A 19947-nucleotide genomic window follows, 5' to 3' on the forward strand; every position below is an offset into this window, starting at 1 on the left:
ACGACGCTATCGCCCACCACCGACCCGCGCACCGCCTGTCCGGCCAGTACTGCCCCTACTGGCAGCATGGATCGGGTGATCGCCACCGACCCGCTCGCGCCCCTGACCGAGCTCCCGGGCGTCGCCGAGGCGGTGACTCGGGCCCGCGACGCGGTGGTCGCCGTGCACAACCACCCCGCCAACCGGCAGGGCTGGCCGGCGGGCGCCGCGGAGGCCGGGATCCGGGCCGCGCGTGCGTCGGCCGCGCTCGACGGGGCCCCGCTCGACTCCCCCGACACCGTCACCGACCCCGTCCTCGCGGGCGCCGTGCGGATCGCCGAGGAGTCCGGCCGGCTGCTGGCGGCCTGGCGCACCTCCCCCTCCCAGGCGCTCGCCCGGCTGCACGTGCTGGCGGCCACCGACCTGGTGCCCGTCGAGCGGCACGGCACCGAGCTGGGCCGGCCGCGGACGGGGCCGGGCGTCACCGACCGGCTCGCGCTGCTGGCCGGGCTGATCACCGGCGGCACGCGGGCCCCGGCCCCGATCCTCGTCGCCGTCGTGCACGGAGAGTTACTGGCGCTGCGCCCTTTCGGCTCCGCCAGCGGCGTCGTCGCGCGGGCGGCGGCCCGGCTCACCGCGCTGACGGCCGGGCTCGACCCCCGCGGCCTCGCCGTCCCCGAGGTGGGCCACCTGCGCCGGGCCGCGGAGTACCGCGCGGCAGCGGAGGGGTTCGCGGCCGGCGGGGCGGACGGCGTCGGCGCCTGGATCCTGCACTGCTGCGCGCAGTGGGAGGCCGGTGGCCGCGAAGGCACCTCGATCGCCGACGCCCGCAGCTGAGGAGGCCCCCTACCAGCGGGAACGCGAGACGGGCGGCCCCCCTCCGGGGAACCGCCCGTCCACTCGCGACGAATCGGGATCCAGGCGTGCACTACGTGTCGTGTTGGTGGCCTCGGCGTCCGGCGTCCCGGTACGCAGGCCCACGACGACATGCCTCCCGCGGCGTGCTGTGCGTGGAGTGCCCGCTTCCTCGCGCACGGAGCCCCGGTCGGGGGAGACGGGTGCTTCTCCGCCGCACCGCCCCTGGCCTTCCGGAAGTCCGTACGACATGTGTAACCGGTGACTCCCGACACAGCAAGGGGCGGCGTCGGGTGCACCGGTTCAGCGACGGTGCGTCACGAGCGGCGGTTGCGGTAGGAGTACCAACCGGCTCCGAGGATCGCCGCCATCCCGACTCCGCCGATCGCCGCGGCCACCGGGACCGGCGGCCGGAAGCGCACCCCGAGCGCGACGGGCGCGGTGAAGGTGAGGATCGGCCAGCCGCGCTCCAGCGCCTCGCGGCGCAGCGCCTTGTCCGGGTTGACCGCGGTCGGGTGCCCCACCGCCTCCAGCAGCGGCAGGTCGGTGATCGAGTCGGAGTAGGCGCGGCAGTCGGCCAGCCGGTAGCCGCGCGCGGTGGCGATGTCGCGGGCCGCGCGGGCCTTCTCCTCGCCGTAGCAGTAGTACTCGACCTCGCCGGTGTACCGCCCGTTCACGACGCCCATGCGGGTGGCCAGGCAGCGGTCGGCCCCCACGAGCGCGGCGATCGGCTCGACGACCTCCTGGCCCGAGGCGGACAGCACGACCACCTCCTCCCCCGCGGCGCGGTGCTCGGCGATCAGCTCGGTGGCCTCGGCGTAGACCAGCGGCTCGACGATCTCGTGCAGCGTCTCCGCGACGATCGCGCTCACCTGCGCGACGTCCCAGCCGGTGCAGAGCTCCGTGATCCGCCGGCGCAGGTGCTCCATCGTCCCCGCGTCGGCGCCGGAGAGCACCAGCAGCAGCTGGGCGTACCCGCTGCGGAGCACGGCCCGCCTGCTGATCAGGCCCTGCCGCCGGAACGGGCGGCTGAACGCCAGCGCGCTGGACCCGGCGATGATCGTCTTGTCGAGGTCGAAGAAGGCGGCAGCGGTCGGCCGCCGCGGGAGCGGGATCGACGGCGCACCAGGCATGTCGAGCGAGCTTGCCAGACCCCGCCGCGACCGCAGGTGGCGCGGGGGGTGACGCGCCGGGGATCTCGCCCCAGATGCTCCGTACAGGGGCGCGCGCACGGCCTGATGTCCGGCTACAGTTGACGTCGTCCGGACACGTCCGGACGTGGTTCAGCTCGACCCCCCGGAGCTGAACCGACGACGACCCCCGCCAATCCCCCCTGGCGGGGGTCGTCCCGTGTCCGGGCCCTCCCCGTCCCAGATTGCCGCACCACCCCGACGGCCGGCTGTCGCGAATCGGCCGACCGGGTCGAGTTGTCCACATCGGTCTCCCACTGTCCACAGGAAACCGGTTCATCGCTGCGCCCACCCGATCCCGGGCGACCCTGGATCCCGTCCCGCACCGGGCGGGGCACGACCAGGGAGGCCGCGATGCGCCGATCTCAGCGGGGGCTCGTGATGGTGTCCGATCCCGAGCTGCTCGACGCCGTGCTCCGGCTCGCGGCGGCGGCCGGGTGCGAGCTGGAGCGGGCCGTCGACGCCACCGCCGCGCGGCGGATGTGGGCCGAGGCGCCCGTCGTGCTGCTCGACGCGGGGGCCGCCCAGCACTGCGCGCGCCACGGCCTGCCCCGGCGCGGGCGCGTCGTCGTCGCGGTCCGGGGCGAGCCACCGCCCGGGGTGTGGCAGCAGGCCGTCGCCGTCGGGGCGGAGCACGTCGTGTCGCTGCCCGACGCGGAGCCGTGGCTGGTCGCGGCGCTGTCGGAGGCCACGGAGGAGCCGCGCGGCCGCGGGCCCGTGCTCGGGGTGGTCGGCGGCCGGGGCGGGGCGGGGGCGTCGGTGCTCGCCGCGGCGGTGGCCGTCGCCGCCGTGCGCGACGGTCGCCGGGCGCTGCTGGTCGACTGCGATCCCCTCGGCGGCGGGCTCGACCTCGTGCTGGGCGCGGAGGATCTCGACGGCCTGCGCTGGCCCGGGGTCGGCGTCGGCGGCGGGCGGGTCCCGGCGGCAGCGCTGCACGCCGCGCTGCCCGCGCCCGCCGTCGCCGGCCGGGGCGGCGGTGAGCTCGCGCTGCTGTCGTGCGACCGGGCCGCCGGCGGTCCGGGTGGGGGCGGGCCGGGCGCCGGGGCGGTCTCCGCGGTGATCGACGCGGGTCGCCGCGCGGGGGAGACGGTCGTGTGCGACCTGCCTCGCCACGGCACCGACGCCGCGCTCGCCGCACTGAGTGCGGCCGACCTCGTGGTGCTGGTCGTGCCCGCCGACGTGCGGTCCTGCGCGGCGGCGGCACGGGTCGTCGCGGTGCTGGCCGACCACGGCGCGGTGCCGCGGCTGGTCGTGCGCGGGCCGGCGCCGGGCGGGATCGACGCCGCGGAGGTCGCGCGGGCGCTCGAGCTGCCGCTGCTCACCACGATGCGGTCCGAGCCGGGGCTCGCCAGGGCCCTCGAACGCGGGGAGGCCCCGGGTCGGACCCGTGGCCCGCTCGCCGCCGCGGCCCGCGCGGTGCTCGCGGAGCTGGGTGCGGCCGCCGGGGGCGGGTCGTGAGCGAGCGGGCGGGCGGGGTGCTCGTCGACCGCGTCCGGTCCCGGCTCGCGGCCACCGGCGACGGCACCGGGGTGGCGGCCGTCGCGGCCGCGGTGCGGGCGGAGTCCGGCGGCGTCGCGTCCGACCTCGACGTCCTCGACGCGCTGCGCGTCCTCCGGGAGGAGTTCGTCGGCGCGGGCCCGCTCGACGCGCTGCTGCGCGACCCCCGCACCACCGACGTCCTCGTCGGCGGCGGGGGCCGGGTGTGGGTCGACCGCGGCACCGGCCCCGAACCGGCCGCGGTCCGGCTGCCCGACGAGGCCGCGGTCCGCCGGCTCGCGCAGCGGCTCGCCCTGGCCGCGGGCCGCAGGCTCGACGACGCCTCCCCCTACGTCGACGGCTGGCTCGCCGAGGCCGGCGTGCGCCTGCACGCCGTGCTCCCGCCGATCTCCCCCGACGGCACCTGCCTGTCGCTGCGCGTGCTGCGGCCCGCGGCCCACGACCTGGCCGCCCTGCGCCGCACGGGCACCCTCGACGCCGGAGGTGAGGACCTGCTGCGCGCCGTGCTCGCCGCGCGCCTGGCCCTGCTGGTCTCCGGCGGGACCGGCACGGGCAAGACCACCATCCTGGGGGCGCTGCTCAGCGCGGTCGACCCGCGGGAGCGCATCGTCTGCGTGGAGGACGCCCAGGAGCTGGCGCCCCGGCACCCGCACGTCGTCCGCCTGGTGTCGCGGCCCGCCAACATCGAGGGGGCGGGCGGCGTCGTGCTGCGCGACCTCGTGCGCGAGGCCCTGCGCATGCGGCCCGACCGGCTCGTCGTCGGGGAGGTGCGGGGCGCCGAGGTCGCCGATCTGCTGTCCGCGATGAACACCGGCCACGACGGCGGGGCGGGCACCGTGCACGCCAACTCCGTCCGCGAGGTGCCCGCCCGGCTCGAGGCGCTGGCCGCCGTCGGCGGGATGTCGCGGGTGGCGCTGCACAGCCAGCTCGCCGCGGCGGTGCAGGTGGTGCTGCACATGCGCCGCCTGCCCGGCGGGGCACGCGTCCTCGACGCGGTCGGGGTGCTGGCCCGCTCCGACACCGAGGTGCAGGTCCGGCCCGCCTGGACCCGCTCCGGCGGCTGGACGGCGGAGCGGGAGACCCTCGGGCGGCTGCTGGCCGAGCGCGAGGTGCGGGTCCCGTGGTGACGGCGTCGTGCGCCGCGCTCGCCGCCGCGCTGCTCTGCCTGCCCCCGCCGGCCGCGGTGGGGCGGCTCGGTGCGTTGCGGCCCCACACCGCCCGCCCGCGGTCGTGGCGGGCGCCCGGGGCGGCACTGCCCGTCGTCGCGGGTGGGGCGATCGGCCTGCTCGTCGCCGGGCCGGGCGGGGCGATCGCCAGCCTGCTGGTGGCCGCGACGGTCCGCCGGCACCGGGCGGCCCGCCGCACCGAGACCGCGGCCGCCGACACGGCGGTCGAGCTGGCGTCGGCGATCTCCCGGATGGCCGACGAGCTAGCCGCCGGGGCCCATCCGGCCACCGCGCTCGGCGGCACCTCCGCCGACGGCCCGCGGGCCCGCGCGGTGCTCGCGCCCGCGGCGGCCGCGGGCGGACTCGGTGACGACGTCCCGGCCGCACTGCGCCGCGGTGCCGGGGAGCACCCGGAGGTCACCGCCGAGGTCGAGCGGCTCGCCGCGGCCTGGGCCCTGTCCGAGCGCAGCGGGGTGCCGCTGGCCGAGCTGCTCTCCGGGGCGGCGGCCGACCTCGGCTGGCGGGTGCGGTTCGCCGCCCGGGTCCGTGCGGAGCTCGCCGGTCCGCGGGCCACCGCCCTCGTGCTCACGGCGCTGCCCGCGCTCGGGCTGGCCCTGGGCCAGCTCGTCGGGGCCGACCCGCTCGGTGTGCTGCGCAGTGGGCTGCTCGGCCAGGCGCTGCTCGTGGTCGGGGTGGCGCTCGCCGCGGCGGGCGTCGCGTGGACCGAGCAGATCCTCCGGTCGGCGGTGCCCCGATGACGCCCGCGGCCCTGTTCCTGCTCGCCGCAGCGCTGCTGGTGGGCGGGCCCCGGGTCGGTTCGGCGCGGTTGCGTGCCGCCCCCCGTCCCGGTGGCGCCCCAGCGGCGGTGCTCCGACCGGCGTGGATCGCGGTGGGGGCCGCGGCGGCCGGCTCCGCAGGCCTCGCCCTGGGCGGCCCTATCCCGGGTGCGGTCGCGGCGCTCGGCGCGCTGGGTGCGCTCGTGGCGCTGCGCCGGTTGCCCGCGCGGGCGGCCCCACCCGACCTCCCCACGCTGGCCACCGGATGGGAGCTGCTCGGCGTGTGCCTGCGCGCCGGGCTGCCGGTCGCCTCGGCCGTCGCGGCCGCGGCCGGCCCGCTGCACGGCCCCACCGGCACCGAGCTGCGGCGGGTCGCGGGGCTGCTCGAGCTCGGCGCCGACCCGGCCGACGCGTGGCGGGCGGCACAGGACGTGCCCGTCCTCGCCGTGTTCGCCCGGGCCGCCGGACGCTCCGCCGGAACCGGTGCCGCACTCGCACAGGTCGCGGTCGCGGAGGCCGCCCGCGTGCGCGCGGAGCTCGTCGACACCGCACAGGCACGCGCCCAGCGGGCGGGCGTGCTCATCACCGGGCCGCTCGGCCTGTGCTTCCTGCCCGCCTTCCTGGTCCTCGGCATCGCCCCGGTCGTCATCGGCCTGGCGGGCCAGGCACTCGCACGGTGGTGACCACCGTGTCCGTCCCGACGAAGGAGACAACCCATGACCACGATCCCCACGACCCTCACCCGACGCCTGCGCCGGCTCGCCGTCCGCGACGACGGGATGTCCACGGTGGAGTACGCGATCGGCACGGTCGCGGCCGCGGCGTTCGCCGCGGTGCTCTACACCGTCGTCAGCGGCGAGAGCGTGGTGACGGCACTGACCGACCTCGTGACCCGCGCGCTGAGCACCACCTTCTGACCGGTGACGCCGGTGCGGTGACCGTGGAGGCCGCGCTCGCGCTGTGCAGCCTCGCGCTGTTCCTGGCCGTCGCGATCGGGGCGGTCGCCTCCGTGGCGGCGTCGGTGCGCTGCATCGACGCCGCCCGGGAGCTGGTCCGGCTCGCCGCCCGGGGCGAACCGGAGCGCGGCCGGGAGATCGCCGGGCGGCTGGCCCCGACGGGGGCCCGGATCGAGCTCGTGGTGCGCGGCGACGAGGTGACCGCCGAGGTCACCGCACCCGCCGTGCCACCGCTCCCGCTGCGCGTCGGCGGTCGGGCGGTCGCGGTGCTCGAGCCCGGGGCGATCCCGTGACCGGCCCCCGCCGCGGCCGCACACCCGACGACGGCGTCGCGACCGTGTGGGCGGCCGGTGCGGTCGCCGTGCTGCTCGGCCTGCTGGTGGTCGGCATCGAACTCGGCGCCGGCGTCGCGGTCCGGCACCGGGCCGAGGCCGCCGCCGATCTCGCCGCGCTCGCCGCCGCGGGCCGTGCCGTGCACGGCACGGCCGCCGCGTGCGCGCGGGCGGCAGCGATCGCCGGCGGGATGGACACCCGGCTCCGCACGTGCCGGCTCGACGGGTGGGACGTGCTCGTGGCGACGGAGGCCGATCTCGCGCTCACCGTCCTGGGCCCGCCGACCGTCACCGCCCGGGCGCGTGCGGGCCCCGCCCAGCCCGATCCCCCGCCGGATCCGCCGCCCGTCGCAGGGCCCGACGGCACCCCGACACCGCCGCCACCGCCCGGAGCACCATCCACACCCCCCGCACCACCCGCATCACCTCCCGGCGGCGGGCCCAGCGCGCGATCAGCCACGCCCAGCGGACGGAATCGGTCGTCGAGCGGTCACGGAGCGCGTGGAGCGGCAGGTCACGCCGCCGCAGGCGCCCCGATGAGGCCGCAACCCCCGTCCGCGGCGCTCGTCGTCACCGGCCTGCCGATCGGCGACGATCGCTGGTGCCGCAGGCGGTTGCGGTGCCTACTGGGCGGGAGACAGGAGTCACCTCCCCGTCTCCTCCGACCCGCTCCCCGAGCTGCGGCGGGGCCGGCACGTCCCCCGACGTGACCCCCGGCCGGCCCGCCGCACACGGGGTCGTTGCCGGCCGGCCCCCGCCCCCGCGGGCCGGCCGGCAACGACCTACCGATCGCCCGCCCGGTGTCGCTCCGTCCCGGACCGGGACGGACCGGACAGCGCGGCGAGCACCACGTCGAGCACCGCCACCGCCCCGCGCTTGTCCAGCGGTGCGTTCCCGTTGCCGCACTTGGGCGACTGCACGCACGACGGGCACCCACTGCGGCAGCCGCAGTCGCGGATGGCCGAGCGCGTGGCCGTCAGCCAGGCCCCGAGCACCTGGTGGCCCCGCTCCGCGAAGCCGGCTCCGCCGGGGTGGCCGTCGTGCACGAACACCGTCGGGCGCCCGGTGTGCGGGTGAAGCGCGGTGGACATGCCACCGATGTCCCACCGGTCGCAGATCGCGAACAGCGGCAGCAGCCCGATCGCCGCGTGCTCCGCCGCGTGCAGCGCACCCGGCACGTCGTCCGGGCCGATCCCGGCGGCGGCGAGCGCGGCGTCGTCGACGTCGTAGAACACCGAGCGCGTGCGCAGCGTCTGCTCCGGCATGTCCAACGGCACCGTCTCGAGCACCGTGCCGTCGGGGGCGCGGCGCTGGTAGGCCACCACCTGGGTGCTCACGTCCACCTCGGCGAACCCCACCCCCACCGGACCGTGCTCGCGCCGCGACAGCACCCGCACGACCTGCACGTCGGCGGTCGACCGCGCGTCGGTGCGCCACCCGGGATCCGCGGCCACCACCAGCGCCACGCCCGCGTCGAGGTCGAGCTCCTCCACGAGGTGGCTCTCGCCGCGGTGCAGGTGGATCGCGCCCGGGTGCAGCGTCGCGGGCGCCGACGCCGCGTCGGCCGTGCCGAGCATCCGCCCGGTCCCGGCCTCCACCACGGCCACCTGGCCCAGCCCCGAGCCGCGGATGTCGACCGAGCCGGCGGGGCGCTCCCGCGTGGAGGGCCAGAACCACCCGGTGGGCCGCCGGCGCAGCACCCCGTCGGCCACCAGCTCCTCGAGCACGGCCGCGGCGGGCGCCCCGCCGAACGGGCCGTCGACGTCGGCCTGCGTGAGCGGCAGCTCGGCCGCGGCGCAGACGAGCTGCGGGGCGAGGACGTAGGGGTTGGTCGGGTCGAGCACGCACCCCTCGACGGGGCGGCCGAGCAGCGCCTCGGGATGGTGGACGAGGTAGGTGTCCATCGGGTCGTCCCTGGCCACCAGCACGACGAGCGCCGAGTCGGTGGCCCGCCCGGCGCGCCCGGCCTGCTGCCAGAACGACGCCCGGGTGCCCGGGAACCCGGCCACGACGACGGCGTCGAGCCCGGCGATGTCGACGCCCAGCTCCAGCGCGTTGGTGGTGGCCACCCCGAGCAGCGCACCGCTCGCGAGCGCCGCCTCCAGCGCACGGCGCTCCTCCGGCAGGTACCCGCCGCGGTAGGCCGCCACCCGCGCGGCCAGGTCGGGGTCGACGTCGGCGAGCAGCCGCCGGGCGCCGAGCGCGGTCAGCTCCGCGCCCCGCCGCGACCGCACGAAGGCGAGCGTGCGGGCTCCCTCGATCACGAGATCGGCGAGCATCCGGGCCGCCTCGGTGCCGGCGGGGCGGCGGACGGGCGCCCCGTTCTCCCCCGTCAGCTCGGGCAGCAGCGGCGGCTCCCACAGCGCGACGGTGCGTCCGGCGTGCGGGGACCCGTCGACCGTCACGGCCGTGACGTCGCGCCCGGTGAGCCGGCTCGCGAACGCCGCGGGCTCGGCGACGGTGGCCGAGGCGAGCACGACGGTCGGGTGCGAGCCGTAGCGCGCGGCGACGCGCAGCAGGCGCCGCAGCAGCAGCGCCACGTGCGAGCCGAACACGCCGCGGTAGGTGTGGCACTCGTCCACCACGACGACGTGCAGGCGCCGCAGGAACGTGGCCCACCGGGCGTGCCGGGGCAGCACCGCGCGGTGCAGCATGTCGGGGTTGCTGAAGATCCACCGGGAGTGGGCGCGGGCCCAGTCGCGCTCCTCCACCGCGGTGTCGCCGTCGAGCGCGGCCGCCCGGACCCCGGGCAGGTCGAGCTCGGCGAGCGCGCGGAGCTGGTCGGCGGCGAGGGCCTTGGTCGGCGAGAGGTACAGCGCCGTGGCCCGCGGGTCGGCGGCGAGCCGCGAGAGCACGGGCAGCTGGTAGGCCAACGACTTGCCCGACGCGGTGCCGGTGGCCACCACGACGTCGCGGCCGGCGTGCGCCAGCGAGGCCGCCTCGGCCTGGTGCCGCCACGGCGCCCGCACCCCCCGCCGGAGGAACGCCGCCCGCACCTCCGGCGGCACCCAGTCCGGCCACGGCACGGCGTCGCCGTCGCGGGCGGGAACCCGGGCGACGTGCCGCAGCGGCCCGTCCCCGTCGAAGGACCAGGATCCGAACGGGTCGACCCCGGCGGCGGCATCGGCCCCGGCCAGCACCCGCCGCAGCAGCACCTCACCGCGGTCGGCGGTCACCGCCCCACCTCGGGGTACCGCGTCGCCGTCCACGGGGACCGAGGTTGGCACACCCCACCGACAACCCGACCGCCCCGCCGGCGACGCGGGGTCAGCCGAGCGCCTCCACCGCCGCCGCGGCCACGGCCGTGACCTCGGCCCGGGCCGCGCTCCACCCCGGCCCGGTGGGCACGCGCGTCAGCACCGACACGACGTAGCGCTGATCCAGCCCCACGGTCCCGGCGCTGTGCAGGTAGTACTGCCCGGAGAAGCAGCACATCCAGCCCTGCTTGGCGTGCGCACCCACGCCGCCGGCCCCGTCCACCACCGGGTCGAGCAGACCGAAGGCCTGGTCGAAGCCGTCGGCCGCGATCGACGGCGCGGCGGAGAGGGCGTCGACCACGACGGCTCGGTCGTCGGCCGGCATCTCCCCGAGCACGTAGTCGTAGACGCGCAGGTAATCGGTGGCCGACACCGACATCTCGCCCCACTGCGACGGGTCGTCGGGCGCCGTGGTGCCGGTGAGCCCCAGGTCGGCGCTCACGCGCGCGGCGGCCCCGACCCCGTCGAAGCGCACCCAGAGCGCGTTCATCGCGGAGTCGTCGCTGGGCCCGAGCGCCCGGCGGATCAGGTCCAGGTCGTCGTCGGTGACGACCAGCCCCTCGGTCCGGCGCCGGTCGAGCACGTCGACGGCGACCACCAGCTTCGACAGCGACGCCGTGTAGAACGGCTCGGCGCCGCGGTCGCCGACCGCGGCCTCCCCGGTGGTGCGGTCGAGGACCGCCACCCCGAGCTCGGTCGTGGGGGCGGCGGTCGACTGCGCCGCGTCGACGGCGGCCTGGGCGGACCCGGTGGGCAGCGGCGCCAGGGTGAACGCGAGGTCCGGGATGGTGGGGACCAGGGCCGGGGCGGACGCCGACGGCACCGCGACGGCGGAGCGGGTCATCCCCACCGGGCGGTCCGGGGCCGCGAGGAGCGGGATCGCCAGGCTCACCACGGCGAGGCAGGCGCACACCAGTCCACCGGCGGCCACCGGTCGGGTTCGGGAGGTCACGCAGCGTTCACGATCGACACGCGTGGAGAGTTCGCGAGGACACGCGGTCGGGGCACTTCGTGACCTTATCGTTGCGCGGCCGTCGCCGCGCACCACCGCCCGAACGCGGCGCACGTCACACATTTACACTGCACGCGCCCGCCACCGCGCCTACCTGCGGAGACGGCTCGTGAAGACGCCAGGGTCGACGTCCACGCCCCTGGCCCTAGTGATCCACTGAACCAGGAGGACGGATGTCTCGGTCCACCCTCGCCGCGGACGCAGGTTCCATCGCGCTCGCGTCGAACGACTACATCATCGTCGGTGTGGTCGCGGTGGTCGCCCTCGCTGCACTGGCCATCGGCTTCGTCCTGCGCAGGGAGGTGCTCGCGGCTGACGCGGGCACCCCCAAGATGCAGGACATCGGCCGTGCGGTCCAGGAAGGCGCCACGGCGTACCTCAACCGCCAGTTCAAGACGCTCGCCGTCTTCGTCGTCATCGTGTTCTTCCTGCTGTTCGCGCTTCCCGCAGCGAACTTCGGCGAGAGCATTGGCCGCTCGATCTTCTTCCTGATCGGCGCGCTGTTCTCCGCCACCATCGGCAGCCTGGGCATGCGCCTGGCGACGGCAGCGAACATCCGTGTCGCCTCCGCGTCGCGCGAGGAGGGCGGCCGGGAGAAGGCCACCCGCATCGCGTTCCGCACCGGTGGCGTCGTCGGCATGTTCACCGTCGGCCTGGGCCTGTTCGGTGCGGCCGTGGTCGTGCTCGTCTACGCCGGTGGCGCTCCCCGCGTGCTGGAGGGCTTCGGCTTCGGAGCCGCGCTGCTCGCGATGTTCATGCGCGTCGGTGGCGGCATCTTCACCAAGGCCGCCGACGTGGGTGCCGACCTGGTCGGCAAGGTCGAGCAGGGCATCCCGGAGGACGACCCCCGCAACGCCGCCACGATCGCCGACAACGTCGGCGACAACGTGGGTGACTGCGCCGGCATGGCCGCGGACCTCTTCGAGTCCTACGCCGTGACGCTCGTGGCCGCGCTGATCCTCGGCACCGCCGCGTTCGGCCTGCAGGGCCTGCTGTTCCCGCTGATCGTGCCGGCCATCGGCGTGATCACCGCGGTGATCGGCGTCTACATCACCCGCACCCGCCCCAACGAGGGCAGCCTGACGACGATCAACCGGAGCTTCTACATCTCCGCGGCCATCTCCGCGGTGCTCAGCGCGATCGCCGCGTACGTCTACCTGCCCGACAGCTTCCAGGGGCTGACGAACCCGACCGACGGCACCGTCGTCGCCGCCATGACCGGCACCGACCCGCGGCTGCTCGCCACGGTCGCCGTGGTCATCGGCATCGTGCTGGCCGCGGCCATCCTCAAGCTGACCGGGTACTACACCGGCACCGAGGACAAGCCGGTCAAGGACGTGGGCGAGTCCTCGCTCACCGGTGCCGCCACGGTCATCCTGTCCGGCATCTCGATCGGCTTCGAGTCGGCCGTCTACACCGCGCTGGTCATCAGCGCGGCCGTGTTCGGTGCGTTCGCGCTGGCCACGGGCTCGATCACGGTGGCCCTGTTCGCGGTGGCGCTGGCCGGTACCGGCCTGCTCACCACGGTCGGCGTCATCGTCGCGATGGACACGTTCGGCCCGGTGGCCGACAACGCCCAGGGCATCGCCGAGATGTCGGGCGACGTGTCGGGCCCCGGCGTCGACATCCTCACCGAGCTCGACGCGGTGGGGAACACGACGAAGGCCATCACCAAGGGCATCGCGATCGCCACGGCCGTGCTCGCGGCCACCGCGCTGTTCGGGTCGTACCGCGACGCGATCAACGTGGCTCTCGTCGAGGCCGGTGCGTCGCTGCCCGACCTCGCCTTCGCGGTGTTCACCCCGAACACCCTCGTCGGCGTGATCATCGGTGCCTCGGTCGTCTTCATGTTCTCGGGTCTGGCGATCAACGCCGTCACCCGGGCCGCGGGCGCGATCGTGTTCGAGGTGCGCCGGCAGTTCAAGGAGAACCCGGGGATCATGGACTACTCCGTGCGCCCCGACTACTCCCGCGTGGTCGACATCTGCACCCGCGACTCGCTGCGCGAGCTGGCCACCCCCGGCCTGCTGGCGATCTTCGCCCCGATCGCGGTCGGCTTCGGCCTCGGCGTCGGCCCGCTGGCCGGCTACCTGGCCGGCGCCATCGCCACCGGCACCCTGATGGCCGTGTTCCTGGCCAACTCCGGTGGCGCATGGGACAACGCGAAGAAGCTGGTCGAGGACGGTGCGCACGGGGGCAAGGGATCGCCCGCGCACGAGGCCACGATCATCGGTGACACCGTCGGTGACCCGTTCAAGGACACCGCCGGCCCGTCGATCAACCCGCTGCTCAAGGTCATGAACCTGGTCGCCGTGCTCATCGCGCCGGCCGTCGTGGCCCTGTCGTTCGGCACCACGGCCAACCCCGTGATCAGCATCGTCATCGCGCTCGTCGCGGTCGCGATCATCATCGGGGCGATCGTGGTCGCCAAGCGTCGCTCGACGTCGATCACCGACACCCCCGCGGAGAGTGCGGTCGCCTGACCCCGCCCCCCGCCGTCCGGAGGCCGTCCACCCCACGGGTGGGCGGCCTCCGGCGCGTCGGGGGTCGGCAGGATCGAACGGGTGTTCTATCCTCCGGGCGTGCCGCAGCTGTCGCTGTTCTCCGCCGACGCGCGCCCGGCCGGGGTGCGCGATCTCGGCGGCCTGCTCTGCGGGCCGGGCCGGATCGTCCGCTTCGGCGCGGGGGACCAGGCCCGGCTCTCGACCGTCCTGGTCGACGCCGCCCGCGGGCCCGCCGTCGCCGCCGCCTGCGCCGCCACCGGCATCCGGGTCGAGGTCGTCACCACGGAGTCCGGCGCGGCGGCCGTCCGCAGCGCGTTCCGCTGCGACCTCGTCGGCCTGGCCGCCGAGTGGACCGCCGGGTCGGTCAAGACGGTGCCGGCGGGCTGGCAGCTCGACGGCGCCGCGCTGCGGCTGTGGGCGCTCGCCGCGGGCCGCCCCGACGACCACGGCGGCTACCTCCTGATGCTCGACCCGGACGCCCCCGGGACGCACCTCCCGCTGCTCGCGGCCACCACCCGGCTGGGCATCCCCCCGGCCAGGACGGCCTGCGGCACGGCCCTGCGGATCAGCGGGACGCGGCGGGTCCAGCGGCTCGTCGAGCTGGTCGGCCCGGCCCCCCGCGGGGTCCCCGACGGCGACTGGCCGCGGTGCTGGGGACGCCGGGCGAGTTGACAGAGGTGGTTACGCTCCCCCGGCACGGAGCGTCCCGGTGTGACCGAGGCGACACCCTGCGTGGGTGGGCAGGCCCGGTATCGGTGTGTAGGCCGGAGTGGGAGGCCCGCATACTGCGAGGGCAGGCCACCGCGCAGCCGCGAAGGAACAGGACAACGTGACAACCGGAACGACGAGCTCAGCACCCGACACCGGGGAAGACACCGGCGCCCCGAAGGCAGGGGGCGGCCGGCGCACCCGCACGCCCTCGGCCACCGCGACCGGACGTCCGACCCGCCGGCTGGTGATCGTCGAGTCCGGCACGAAGGCCGCCAAGATCCAGAAGTACCTGGGCAAGGACTACGTGGTCGAGGCCTCCGTCGGCCACATCCGCGACCTGCCCCGCGGCGCGGCCGACGTCCCGGCCAAGCACAAGGGCGAGGCGTGGGCCCGCCTCGGCGTCGACGTCGACAACTCCTTCGCCCCGCTCTACATCATCACGCCGGAGAAGCGCAGCAAGGTCGCCGAGCTGCGCGAGGCGCTCAAGTCCGTCGACGAGCTCCTGCTCGCGACGGACCCCGACCGCGAGGGCGAGGCCATCGCCTGGCACCTGCTCGACACCCTCAAACCGAAGATCCCGGTCCGCCGGATGGTCTTCCACGAGATCAGCGAGCCGGCCATCCGCGCCGCGGTGGAGAACCTGCGCGACCTCGACCAGGACATGGTCGACGCCCAGGAGACCCGCCGGATCCTCGACCGCCTCTACGGCTACGAGGTCTCCCCCGTGCTGTGGAAGAAGGTCATGCCGAAGCTCTCGGCGGGCCGGGTGCAGTCGGTGGCCACGCGGATCGTCGTGGCCCGCGAGCGCGAGCGGATGGCGTTCGTCTCCGCGTCGTACTGGGACATCGCCGCGCAGATGGACGCCGGCGCCGACGCCACGCCGCGCCAGTTCGGCTCCCGCCTGGTCGCGATCGACGGCACGCGCGTCGCCACCGGCCGCGACTTCGGGGCCGACGGGCGGCTCAAGTCCGACGCGAAGGCCCTGGACGAGGCGGGCGCCCGCCGGCTCGCCGAGGCGCTGCAGGGCCGCGACCTCACCGTCGAGTCGGTCGAGTCGAAGCCGTACACGCGCAAGCCGTACGCGCCGTTCATGACCTCGACGCTGCAGCAGGAGGCCGGCCGCAAGCTCCGCTTCTCGGCCGACCGCACGATGCGCAGCGCGCAGCGGCTCTACGAGAACGGCTACATCACCTACCTGCGCACCGACTCCACCACGCTGAGCCCTGCCGCCATCGACGCGGCCAGGAGCCAGGCGCGCGAGCTCTACGGCGACGCCTACGTGCCCGCGCAGCCCCGGCAGTACACCCGGAAGGTCAAGAACGCGCAGGAGGCCCACGAGGCCATCAGGCCCGCGGGCGACGTCTTCCGCACGCCGGGCGAGATCGCCCGCGAGGTCGACGGCGACGACTTCCGGCTCTACGAGCTGATCTGGCAGCGCACGGTGGCCTCGCAGATGGCCGACGCGCGCGGCACCACGATGAGCATCCGGATCGCGGGCACCGCCGCCACCGGCGAGGCCGTCACGTTCGCCACCTCGGGCCGCACGATCACCTTCCCCGGGTTCCTCAAGGCCTACGTCGAGACCGTCGACGACCAGGCGGGCGGCGAGGCCGACGACGCGGAGTCGCGGCTGCCGGAGCTGACGAAGGGCCAGGCGGTGACCGCCGCGTCGCTGACGCCGGAGGGCCACTCCACCAACCCGCCGTCGCGGTTCACCGAGCCCAGCCTGATCAAGCAGCTCGAGGACCTCGGGATCGGCCGCCCGTCCACCTACGCCTCGATCATCAAGACGATCCAGGACCGCGGGTACGTGTGGAAGAAGGGGCAGGCGCTGGTCCCCTCGTGGATCGCGTTCGCCGTCGTCGGGCTGCTCGAGCACCACTTCGGCCGCCTCGTCGACTACGACTTCACCGCCGCCATGGAGGACGAGCTCGACGCGATCGCCGCGGGCACCCAGGGCCGCACGCACTGGCTCTCGGGCTTCTACTTCGGCGGCGACCAGGGCAGCGAGGGCTCGGTCGCCCGCGCGGGCGGGCTGAAGAAGCTCGTCGGCGTCAACCTGGAGGAGATCGACGCGCGGGAGATCAACTCCGTGCCGGTCTTCGACGACGTCGTGGTCCGGGTCGGCCGCTACGGCCCGTACCTGGAGCGGATCCGCGACGGGGCGTCGCAGCGGGCCAACCTGCCCGAGGACCTGCCCCCGGACGAGCTCACCCGCGAGGTCGCCGAGCAGCTGTTCTCGGTGCCGCAGGAGGGCCGCTCGCTGGGCGTCGACCCGATCAGCGGGCACGAGATCGTCGCCAAGGAGGGCCGCTACGGGCCCTACGTCACCGAGCTGCTCCCCGAGCCGGAGGCCCCGCCCGTCGTGGAGGGCGCGAAGCCCAAGAAGGCGCCCGCGAAGCCGAAGCCGCGCACGGGGTCGCTGTTCAAGGGCATGTCGACGGAGACGATCACGCTGGAGGAGGCGCTGCGGCTGCTGTCGCTGCCCCGCCTCGTCGGCGCCGACCCGGAGAGCGGCGAGGAGATCACCGCGCAGAACGGCCGCTACGGGCCCTACCTCAAGAAGGGCACCGACTCGCGGTCGCTCACCGACGAGGAGCAGCTGTTCACGGTCACCCTCGAGGAGGCCGTGGAGATCTACAAGCAGCCCAAGCAGCGCGGCCGGCGCACCGCGGCGGCCACCCCGCCGCTGCGCGAGCTGGGCGTCGACGTCAACTCGAAGAAGCCGATGGTGATCAAGGACGGCCGGTTCGGCCCGTACGTCACCGACGGGGAGACGAACGCGAGCCTGCGCAAGGGCGACAGCGTCGAGCAGATCACCGACGAGCGCGCGTCGGAGCTGCTGGCGGAGCGGCGGGCCAAGGCCCCGGCCCCGAAGAAGGCACCCGCGCGCAAGCCCGCGGCCAAGAAGCCCGCGGCCAAGAAGCCGGCCGCGAAGCGGGCCCCGGCGGCGAAGAAGGCCCCGGTCGACAAGTAGCTCGACGCGGGGCCTCCGGGGGTCAGCCGGGGAGCAGCAGCGCCTTCACCGCGGCGGCCACGCGCCCGCCGTCGGCGCGGCCCGCCGCGGCGGCGTTCGCGCGCTTCATGACCTGGCCCATCTGCCGCGGGCCGGGCTGCTCGCCGAGCTCCGCCGCGGTCTCGTCGACGGCCGTGCGCGCGATCGCGGCCAGCTCGTCGTCGGAGAGCTGGGTGGGAAGGTAGCGGTCGAGGACCTCGCCCTCGGCCCGTTCCTGGGCGGCCAGCTCGTCGCGGCCCGCCGCGGCGAACGCCTCGGCCGACTCCGCGCGCTTCTTCGCCTCCTTCGCGATCACCTTGAGCACCTCGTCGTCGGAGAGCTCGCGGGCCTCGGTGCCGGCGACCTCGGCGTTGCCGATGGCCGTCAGCGTCATCCGGAGGGTGGACTTGACCAGCTCGTCGCGGGCCTTCATCGCCGCGGTCAGGTCGGCCCGCAGCTGCGCCTTCAGGGTGCTCACGGCACGGGACGCTACTCCCGCCGTACCCTGGGCCGGTGAACAGCTGGGCTCGGCTCGCGATCGGCGCCACCACGACGGGGGCGGCCGCCGTCGCCTACGCGGCGGGTGTCGAACGCCGCCGGTGGACGCTCCGGGAGGCGACGCTGCCCGTGCTGGCGGCCGGCACCCGCCCGCTGCGGGTGCTGCACGTCTCCGACCTGCACATGACGCCGGGCCAGCGCAGCAAGCAGCGCTGGGTCGCCGAGCTCGCCGCGCTCGAGCCCGATCTCGTCGTCAACACCGGCGACAACCTCGCCCACCCGCGCGCCGTCCCGAGCGTGATGGCGGCGCTCGACCCGCTGCTCTCGCGCCCCGGCGTCTTCGTGTTCGGCAGCAACGACTACTTCGGCCCCACCCCGAAGAACCCCGGCCGCTACCTGACGAAGACGAGGTCGAAGCCGACCGGTGAGCTGCTGCCGTGGCGCGACCTGCGCGCGGCGATGATCGAGCGCGGATGGCAGGACGCCACGCACGCCCGGCTGACGGTCGACGTCGACGGGGTGTCCGTGGCGGTCGCCGGCGTCGACGACCCGCACCTGGGCCTCGACCGCCACGACCGCATCGCCGGGCGCCCCGGCCCCGACCACGGCCTCTCGCTCGGCCTCACCCACTCCCCCGAGCCCCGCGTGCTCGACGCGTTCGCCGCCGACGGCTACGACCTGGTCATGGCCGGCCACACGCACGGCGGACAGCTCCGCGTGCCCGGCGTCGGGGCGATCGTCACCAACTGCGGCATCGACCGCTCCCGCGCCCGCGGCGCCTCCCGCTGGGGCACCCACACCCTGCTCCACGTCTCCGCCGGGCTGGGCACCTCGCCGTGGGCTCCGGTCCGCTTCGCCTGCCCGCCGGAGGCCACCCTGCTGACGCTCGTGCCCCGCCCGGTCGTGGTGCACACCTCGGAGTCGACCCCGGCGAGCGCCGCGTCGGACGTCGGCTAGACTTCACCACGGCCCTCGGGCCATCGGGGTGTGGCGCAGCTTGGTAGCGCGCTTCGTTCGGGACGAAGAGGTCGCAGGTTCAAATCCTGTCACCCCGACCACACAAAAGCCCTGGTCACAGGCTCCGCAAGGAGACCGGGACCAGGGCTTTCGTAGTTCCCTCGGCCGGGTGGGTGACTAACTGCGTGACTACCCCGACGCACGCGGGAAGATCCGGTCCATGACGGTCGCACCGTCCTCGACCACCGGCCGGATCTGCTTGCGGTACACCAGCTCGGTGACGCTGGTCCCAGCGTGGCCGACGAGCCGGGAGATCTGCTCGATCGGCACCCCGTCGTCGGACAGCAGGGACACGAAGCTGTGCCGCAGTTCGCGCGGGGTCCAGTCCTTGGCCGGAAGCCCCGCCGTCGTTGCGATCCGCCGGAACCCACGACGGACGTTCGCCGCGTCCAGAGCCGTCCCGACCTCGGAGGCGAACACGAGGTCGCCGCTCACCCAACGCGCGCCGGCCAACCGTCGGGCCGCTGCCTGTCGGACGTTCTGAGCTTGGAGGACGTCGACGCAACGTTGCGGCAGCGCGAGCGTGCGCCGGGACTTGCGGGTCTTGGTGTCACCACCGGCCCGGACCGAGCGCCAGACCATGATGTGCGGCGGGGTGGCGTCGAGGTTCACGTGCGCCCAGGTCAGCGCCCGCAGCTCCTCCGTCCGCGCCCCGGTGAGCAGCGACAACACGACGTAAGCGCCGATCGTGGAGTCCTCCGACGCCGCCAACAGCGCCTCGGCCTCGGGCAAGGTGAGTGCCTTGGACGGGCGGCCGATCTGCCCGACCGGGGTGTCGCAGAGCAGCACGACGTTGCGCTTGACCTTGTCGCGAGCCTGAGCCCGAGCGATGGACCTGCTCAGGATCGCGCGCACGTCCCGCAACGTCCGGGTGCTCAGCGTCCGCGCCTTCTCGGCCAGCCACCGGTCGACGTCCTCGGCCGAGAGCTTCGCGAGCTTGCGTGCACCGAGAGCCGGGATGACGTGCTGCGTGGCCAGGATGCGCCGCGTCTCGACCGTGCTGGCATCCCGTCCGCTGAGCCCGTACGCCAGCCAATCCGTCACCGCCTGGCCCACCGTGTACGCGTGGGGCGTCGACGCAAGCCCGTCGTCGTAGTCGCGGATGATCTCCTTGAGCTTGTTCTTCGCCTCCGTCTTCGTGCGCCCGCTCCCGCGTTTGACGATGCGCTTGCCCGCCGGGGAGTAGCCGACCGTCACGGAGG

General features: G+C 75.6%; 17 protein-coding genes and 1 tRNA gene. 13 read left to right on the top strand and 5 right to left on the bottom strand.

The annotated features are described in order from the left end of the window. The first annotated feature begins 75 nt into the window (after positions 1-75). Complete coding sequence (locus H6H00_RS06290; RefSeq protein WP_379539833.1) at positions 76-816, top strand: oxidoreductase; 741 nt, start codon at positions 76-78, stop codon at positions 814-816. 335 nt (positions 817-1151) lie between these two features. On the opposite strand, the gene H6H00_RS06295 is transcribed toward H6H00_RS06290, so the two are convergent. After that, complete coding sequence (locus tag H6H00_RS06295) at positions 1152-1967, bottom strand: HAD family hydrolase (RefSeq protein ID WP_185720395.1); 816 nt, start codon at positions 1965-1967, stop codon at positions 1152-1154. A gap of 411 nt (positions 1968-2378) precedes the next feature. Here H6H00_RS06295 and ssd point away from each other — a divergent pair, with 411 nt between their 5' ends. The 7 genes from ssd (at position 2379) to H6H00_RS32175 (ending at position 7461) form a co-directional block, all read left to right on the top strand. Continuing rightward, entirely contained in the window at positions 2379-3482 is a 1104-nt protein-coding gene (gene ssd, locus H6H00_RS06300) for a septum site-determining protein Ssd (RefSeq protein WP_304633055.1), read from the top strand. Beyond that, positions 3479-4648, top strand: coding sequence for a TadA family conjugal transfer-associated ATPase (locus H6H00_RS06305; protein WP_255425605.1), 1170 nt, complete (start codon positions 3479-3481; stop codon positions 4646-4648). Before ssd ends, H6H00_RS06305 begins: the two co-directional genes overlap by 4 nt. Next, positions 4642-5445 (top strand): type II secretion system F family protein, encoded by an 804-nt coding sequence (locus H6H00_RS06310; RefSeq protein ID WP_185720396.1) that lies wholly within the window; start codon positions 4642-4644, stop codon positions 5443-5445. Before H6H00_RS06305 ends, H6H00_RS06310 begins: the two co-directional genes overlap by 7 nt. Beyond that, positions 5442-6146, top strand: a complete 705-nt coding sequence (locus tag H6H00_RS06315) for a type II secretion system F family protein (RefSeq protein WP_185720397.1) — start codon at positions 5442-5444, stop codon at positions 6144-6146. The genes H6H00_RS06310 and H6H00_RS06315 overlap by 4 nt, the downstream gene beginning before the upstream one ends. Before the next feature lie 33 nt (positions 6147-6179). Next, the gene (locus H6H00_RS06320) at positions 6180-6380 is read left to right on the top strand and encodes a DUF4244 domain-containing protein (protein ID WP_185720398.1); all 201 of its coding nucleotides are present in this window, start codon (positions 6180-6182) and stop codon (positions 6378-6380) included. A 17-nt stretch (positions 6381-6397) separates the two neighbouring features. Beyond that, positions 6398-6712, top strand: a complete 315-nt coding sequence (locus H6H00_RS06325; RefSeq protein WP_221775809.1) for a TadE family type IV pilus minor pilin — start codon at positions 6398-6400, stop codon at positions 6710-6712. 86 nt (positions 6713-6798) lie between these two features. Continuing rightward, positions 6799-7461: an Rv3654c family TadE-like protein gene (locus H6H00_RS32175; RefSeq protein WP_379539846.1), complete on the top strand. Its 663-nt coding sequence runs from the start codon at positions 6799-6801 to the stop codon at positions 7459-7461. 72 nt (positions 7462-7533) lie between these two features. Here H6H00_RS32175 and H6H00_RS06335 read toward each other — a convergent pair whose 3' ends face one another. Further along, entirely contained in the window at positions 7534-9927 is a 2394-nt protein-coding gene (locus H6H00_RS06335; RefSeq protein WP_255425606.1) for a DEAD/DEAH box helicase, read from the bottom strand. Between the two features lie 91 nt (positions 9928-10018). After that, positions 10019-10960, bottom strand: a complete 942-nt coding sequence (locus tag H6H00_RS06340) for a serine hydrolase family protein (protein ID WP_185720401.1) — start codon at positions 10958-10960, stop codon at positions 10019-10021. Between the two features lie 233 nt (positions 10961-11193). Between H6H00_RS06340 and H6H00_RS06345 the strand changes: the two genes are divergently transcribed. The 3 genes from H6H00_RS06345 (at position 11194) to topA (ending at position 17212) form a co-directional block, all read left to right on the top strand. Then, on the top strand, positions 11194-13503 hold the full coding sequence (locus H6H00_RS06345; protein WP_185720402.1) for a sodium-translocating pyrophosphatase: 2310 nt from the start codon (positions 11194-11196) through the stop codon (positions 13501-13503). 99 nt (positions 13504-13602) lie between these two features. Next, the gene (locus tag H6H00_RS06350; RefSeq protein WP_185720403.1) at positions 13603-14196 is read left to right on the top strand and encodes a hypothetical protein; all 594 of its coding nucleotides are present in this window, start codon (positions 13603-13605) and stop codon (positions 14194-14196) included. Positions 14197-14479: 283 nt separating this feature from the next. Next, the gene (gene topA / locus H6H00_RS06355; protein WP_185720404.1) at positions 14480-17212 is read left to right on the top strand and encodes a type I DNA topoisomerase; all 2733 of its coding nucleotides are present in this window, start codon (positions 14480-14482) and stop codon (positions 17210-17212) included. A gap of 22 nt (positions 17213-17234) precedes the next feature. On the opposite strand, the gene H6H00_RS06360 is transcribed toward topA, so the two are convergent. After that, positions 17235-17708 (bottom strand): GatB/YqeY domain-containing protein, encoded by a 474-nt coding sequence (locus H6H00_RS06360; protein WP_185720405.1) that lies wholly within the window; start codon positions 17706-17708, stop codon positions 17235-17237. A gap of 35 nt (positions 17709-17743) precedes the next feature. On the opposite strand from H6H00_RS06360, the gene H6H00_RS06365 reads away from it, so the two are divergent. Beyond that, positions 17744-18685 carry a metallophosphoesterase gene (locus H6H00_RS06365; RefSeq protein ID WP_185720406.1) on the top strand — a complete coding sequence of 314 codons (942 nt, stop codon included), beginning with the start codon at positions 17744-17746 and terminating at the stop codon, positions 18683-18685. A 24-nt stretch (positions 18686-18709) separates the two neighbouring features. Beyond that, positions 18710-18786, top strand: a tRNA-Pro gene (locus H6H00_RS06370). Positions 18787-18874: 88 nt separating this feature from the next. Here the strand turns inward: H6H00_RS06370 and H6H00_RS06375 are convergent. Further along, the gene (locus tag H6H00_RS06375; protein WP_255425607.1) at positions 18875-19942 is read right to left on the bottom strand and encodes a tyrosine-type recombinase/integrase; all 1068 of its coding nucleotides are present in this window, start codon (positions 19940-19942) and stop codon (positions 18875-18877) included. Positions 19943-19947 lie beyond the last annotated feature (5 nt).

Source organism: Pseudonocardia petroleophila, assembly GCF_014235185.1.
In the GTDB taxonomy this organism is placed as follows: Bacteria; Actinomycetota; Actinomycetes; order Mycobacteriales; family Pseudonocardiaceae; genus Pseudonocardia; species Pseudonocardia petroleophila.

Bases quoted from the DNA above. Each gene is read 5' to 3' on its own strand.
- H6H00_RS06295 (WP_185720395.1), bottom strand. From the start codon at position 1,967: ATGCCTGGTGCGCCGTCGATCCCGCTCCCGCGGCGGCCGACCGCTGCC.
- ssd (WP_304633055.1), top strand. From the start codon at position 2,379: ATGCGCCGATCTCAGCGGGGGCTCGTGATGGTGTCCGATCCCGAGCTG.
- H6H00_RS06315 (WP_185720397.1), top strand. From the start codon at position 5,442: ATGACGCCCGCGGCCCTGTTCCTGCTCGCCGCAGCGCTGCTGGTGGGC.
- H6H00_RS06320 (WP_185720398.1), top strand. From the start codon at position 6,180: ATGACCACGATCCCCACGACCCTCACCCGACGCCTGCGCCGGCTCGCC.
- H6H00_RS06345 (WP_185720402.1), top strand. From the start codon at position 11,194: ATGTCTCGGTCCACCCTCGCCGCGGACGCAGGTTCCATCGCGCTCGCG.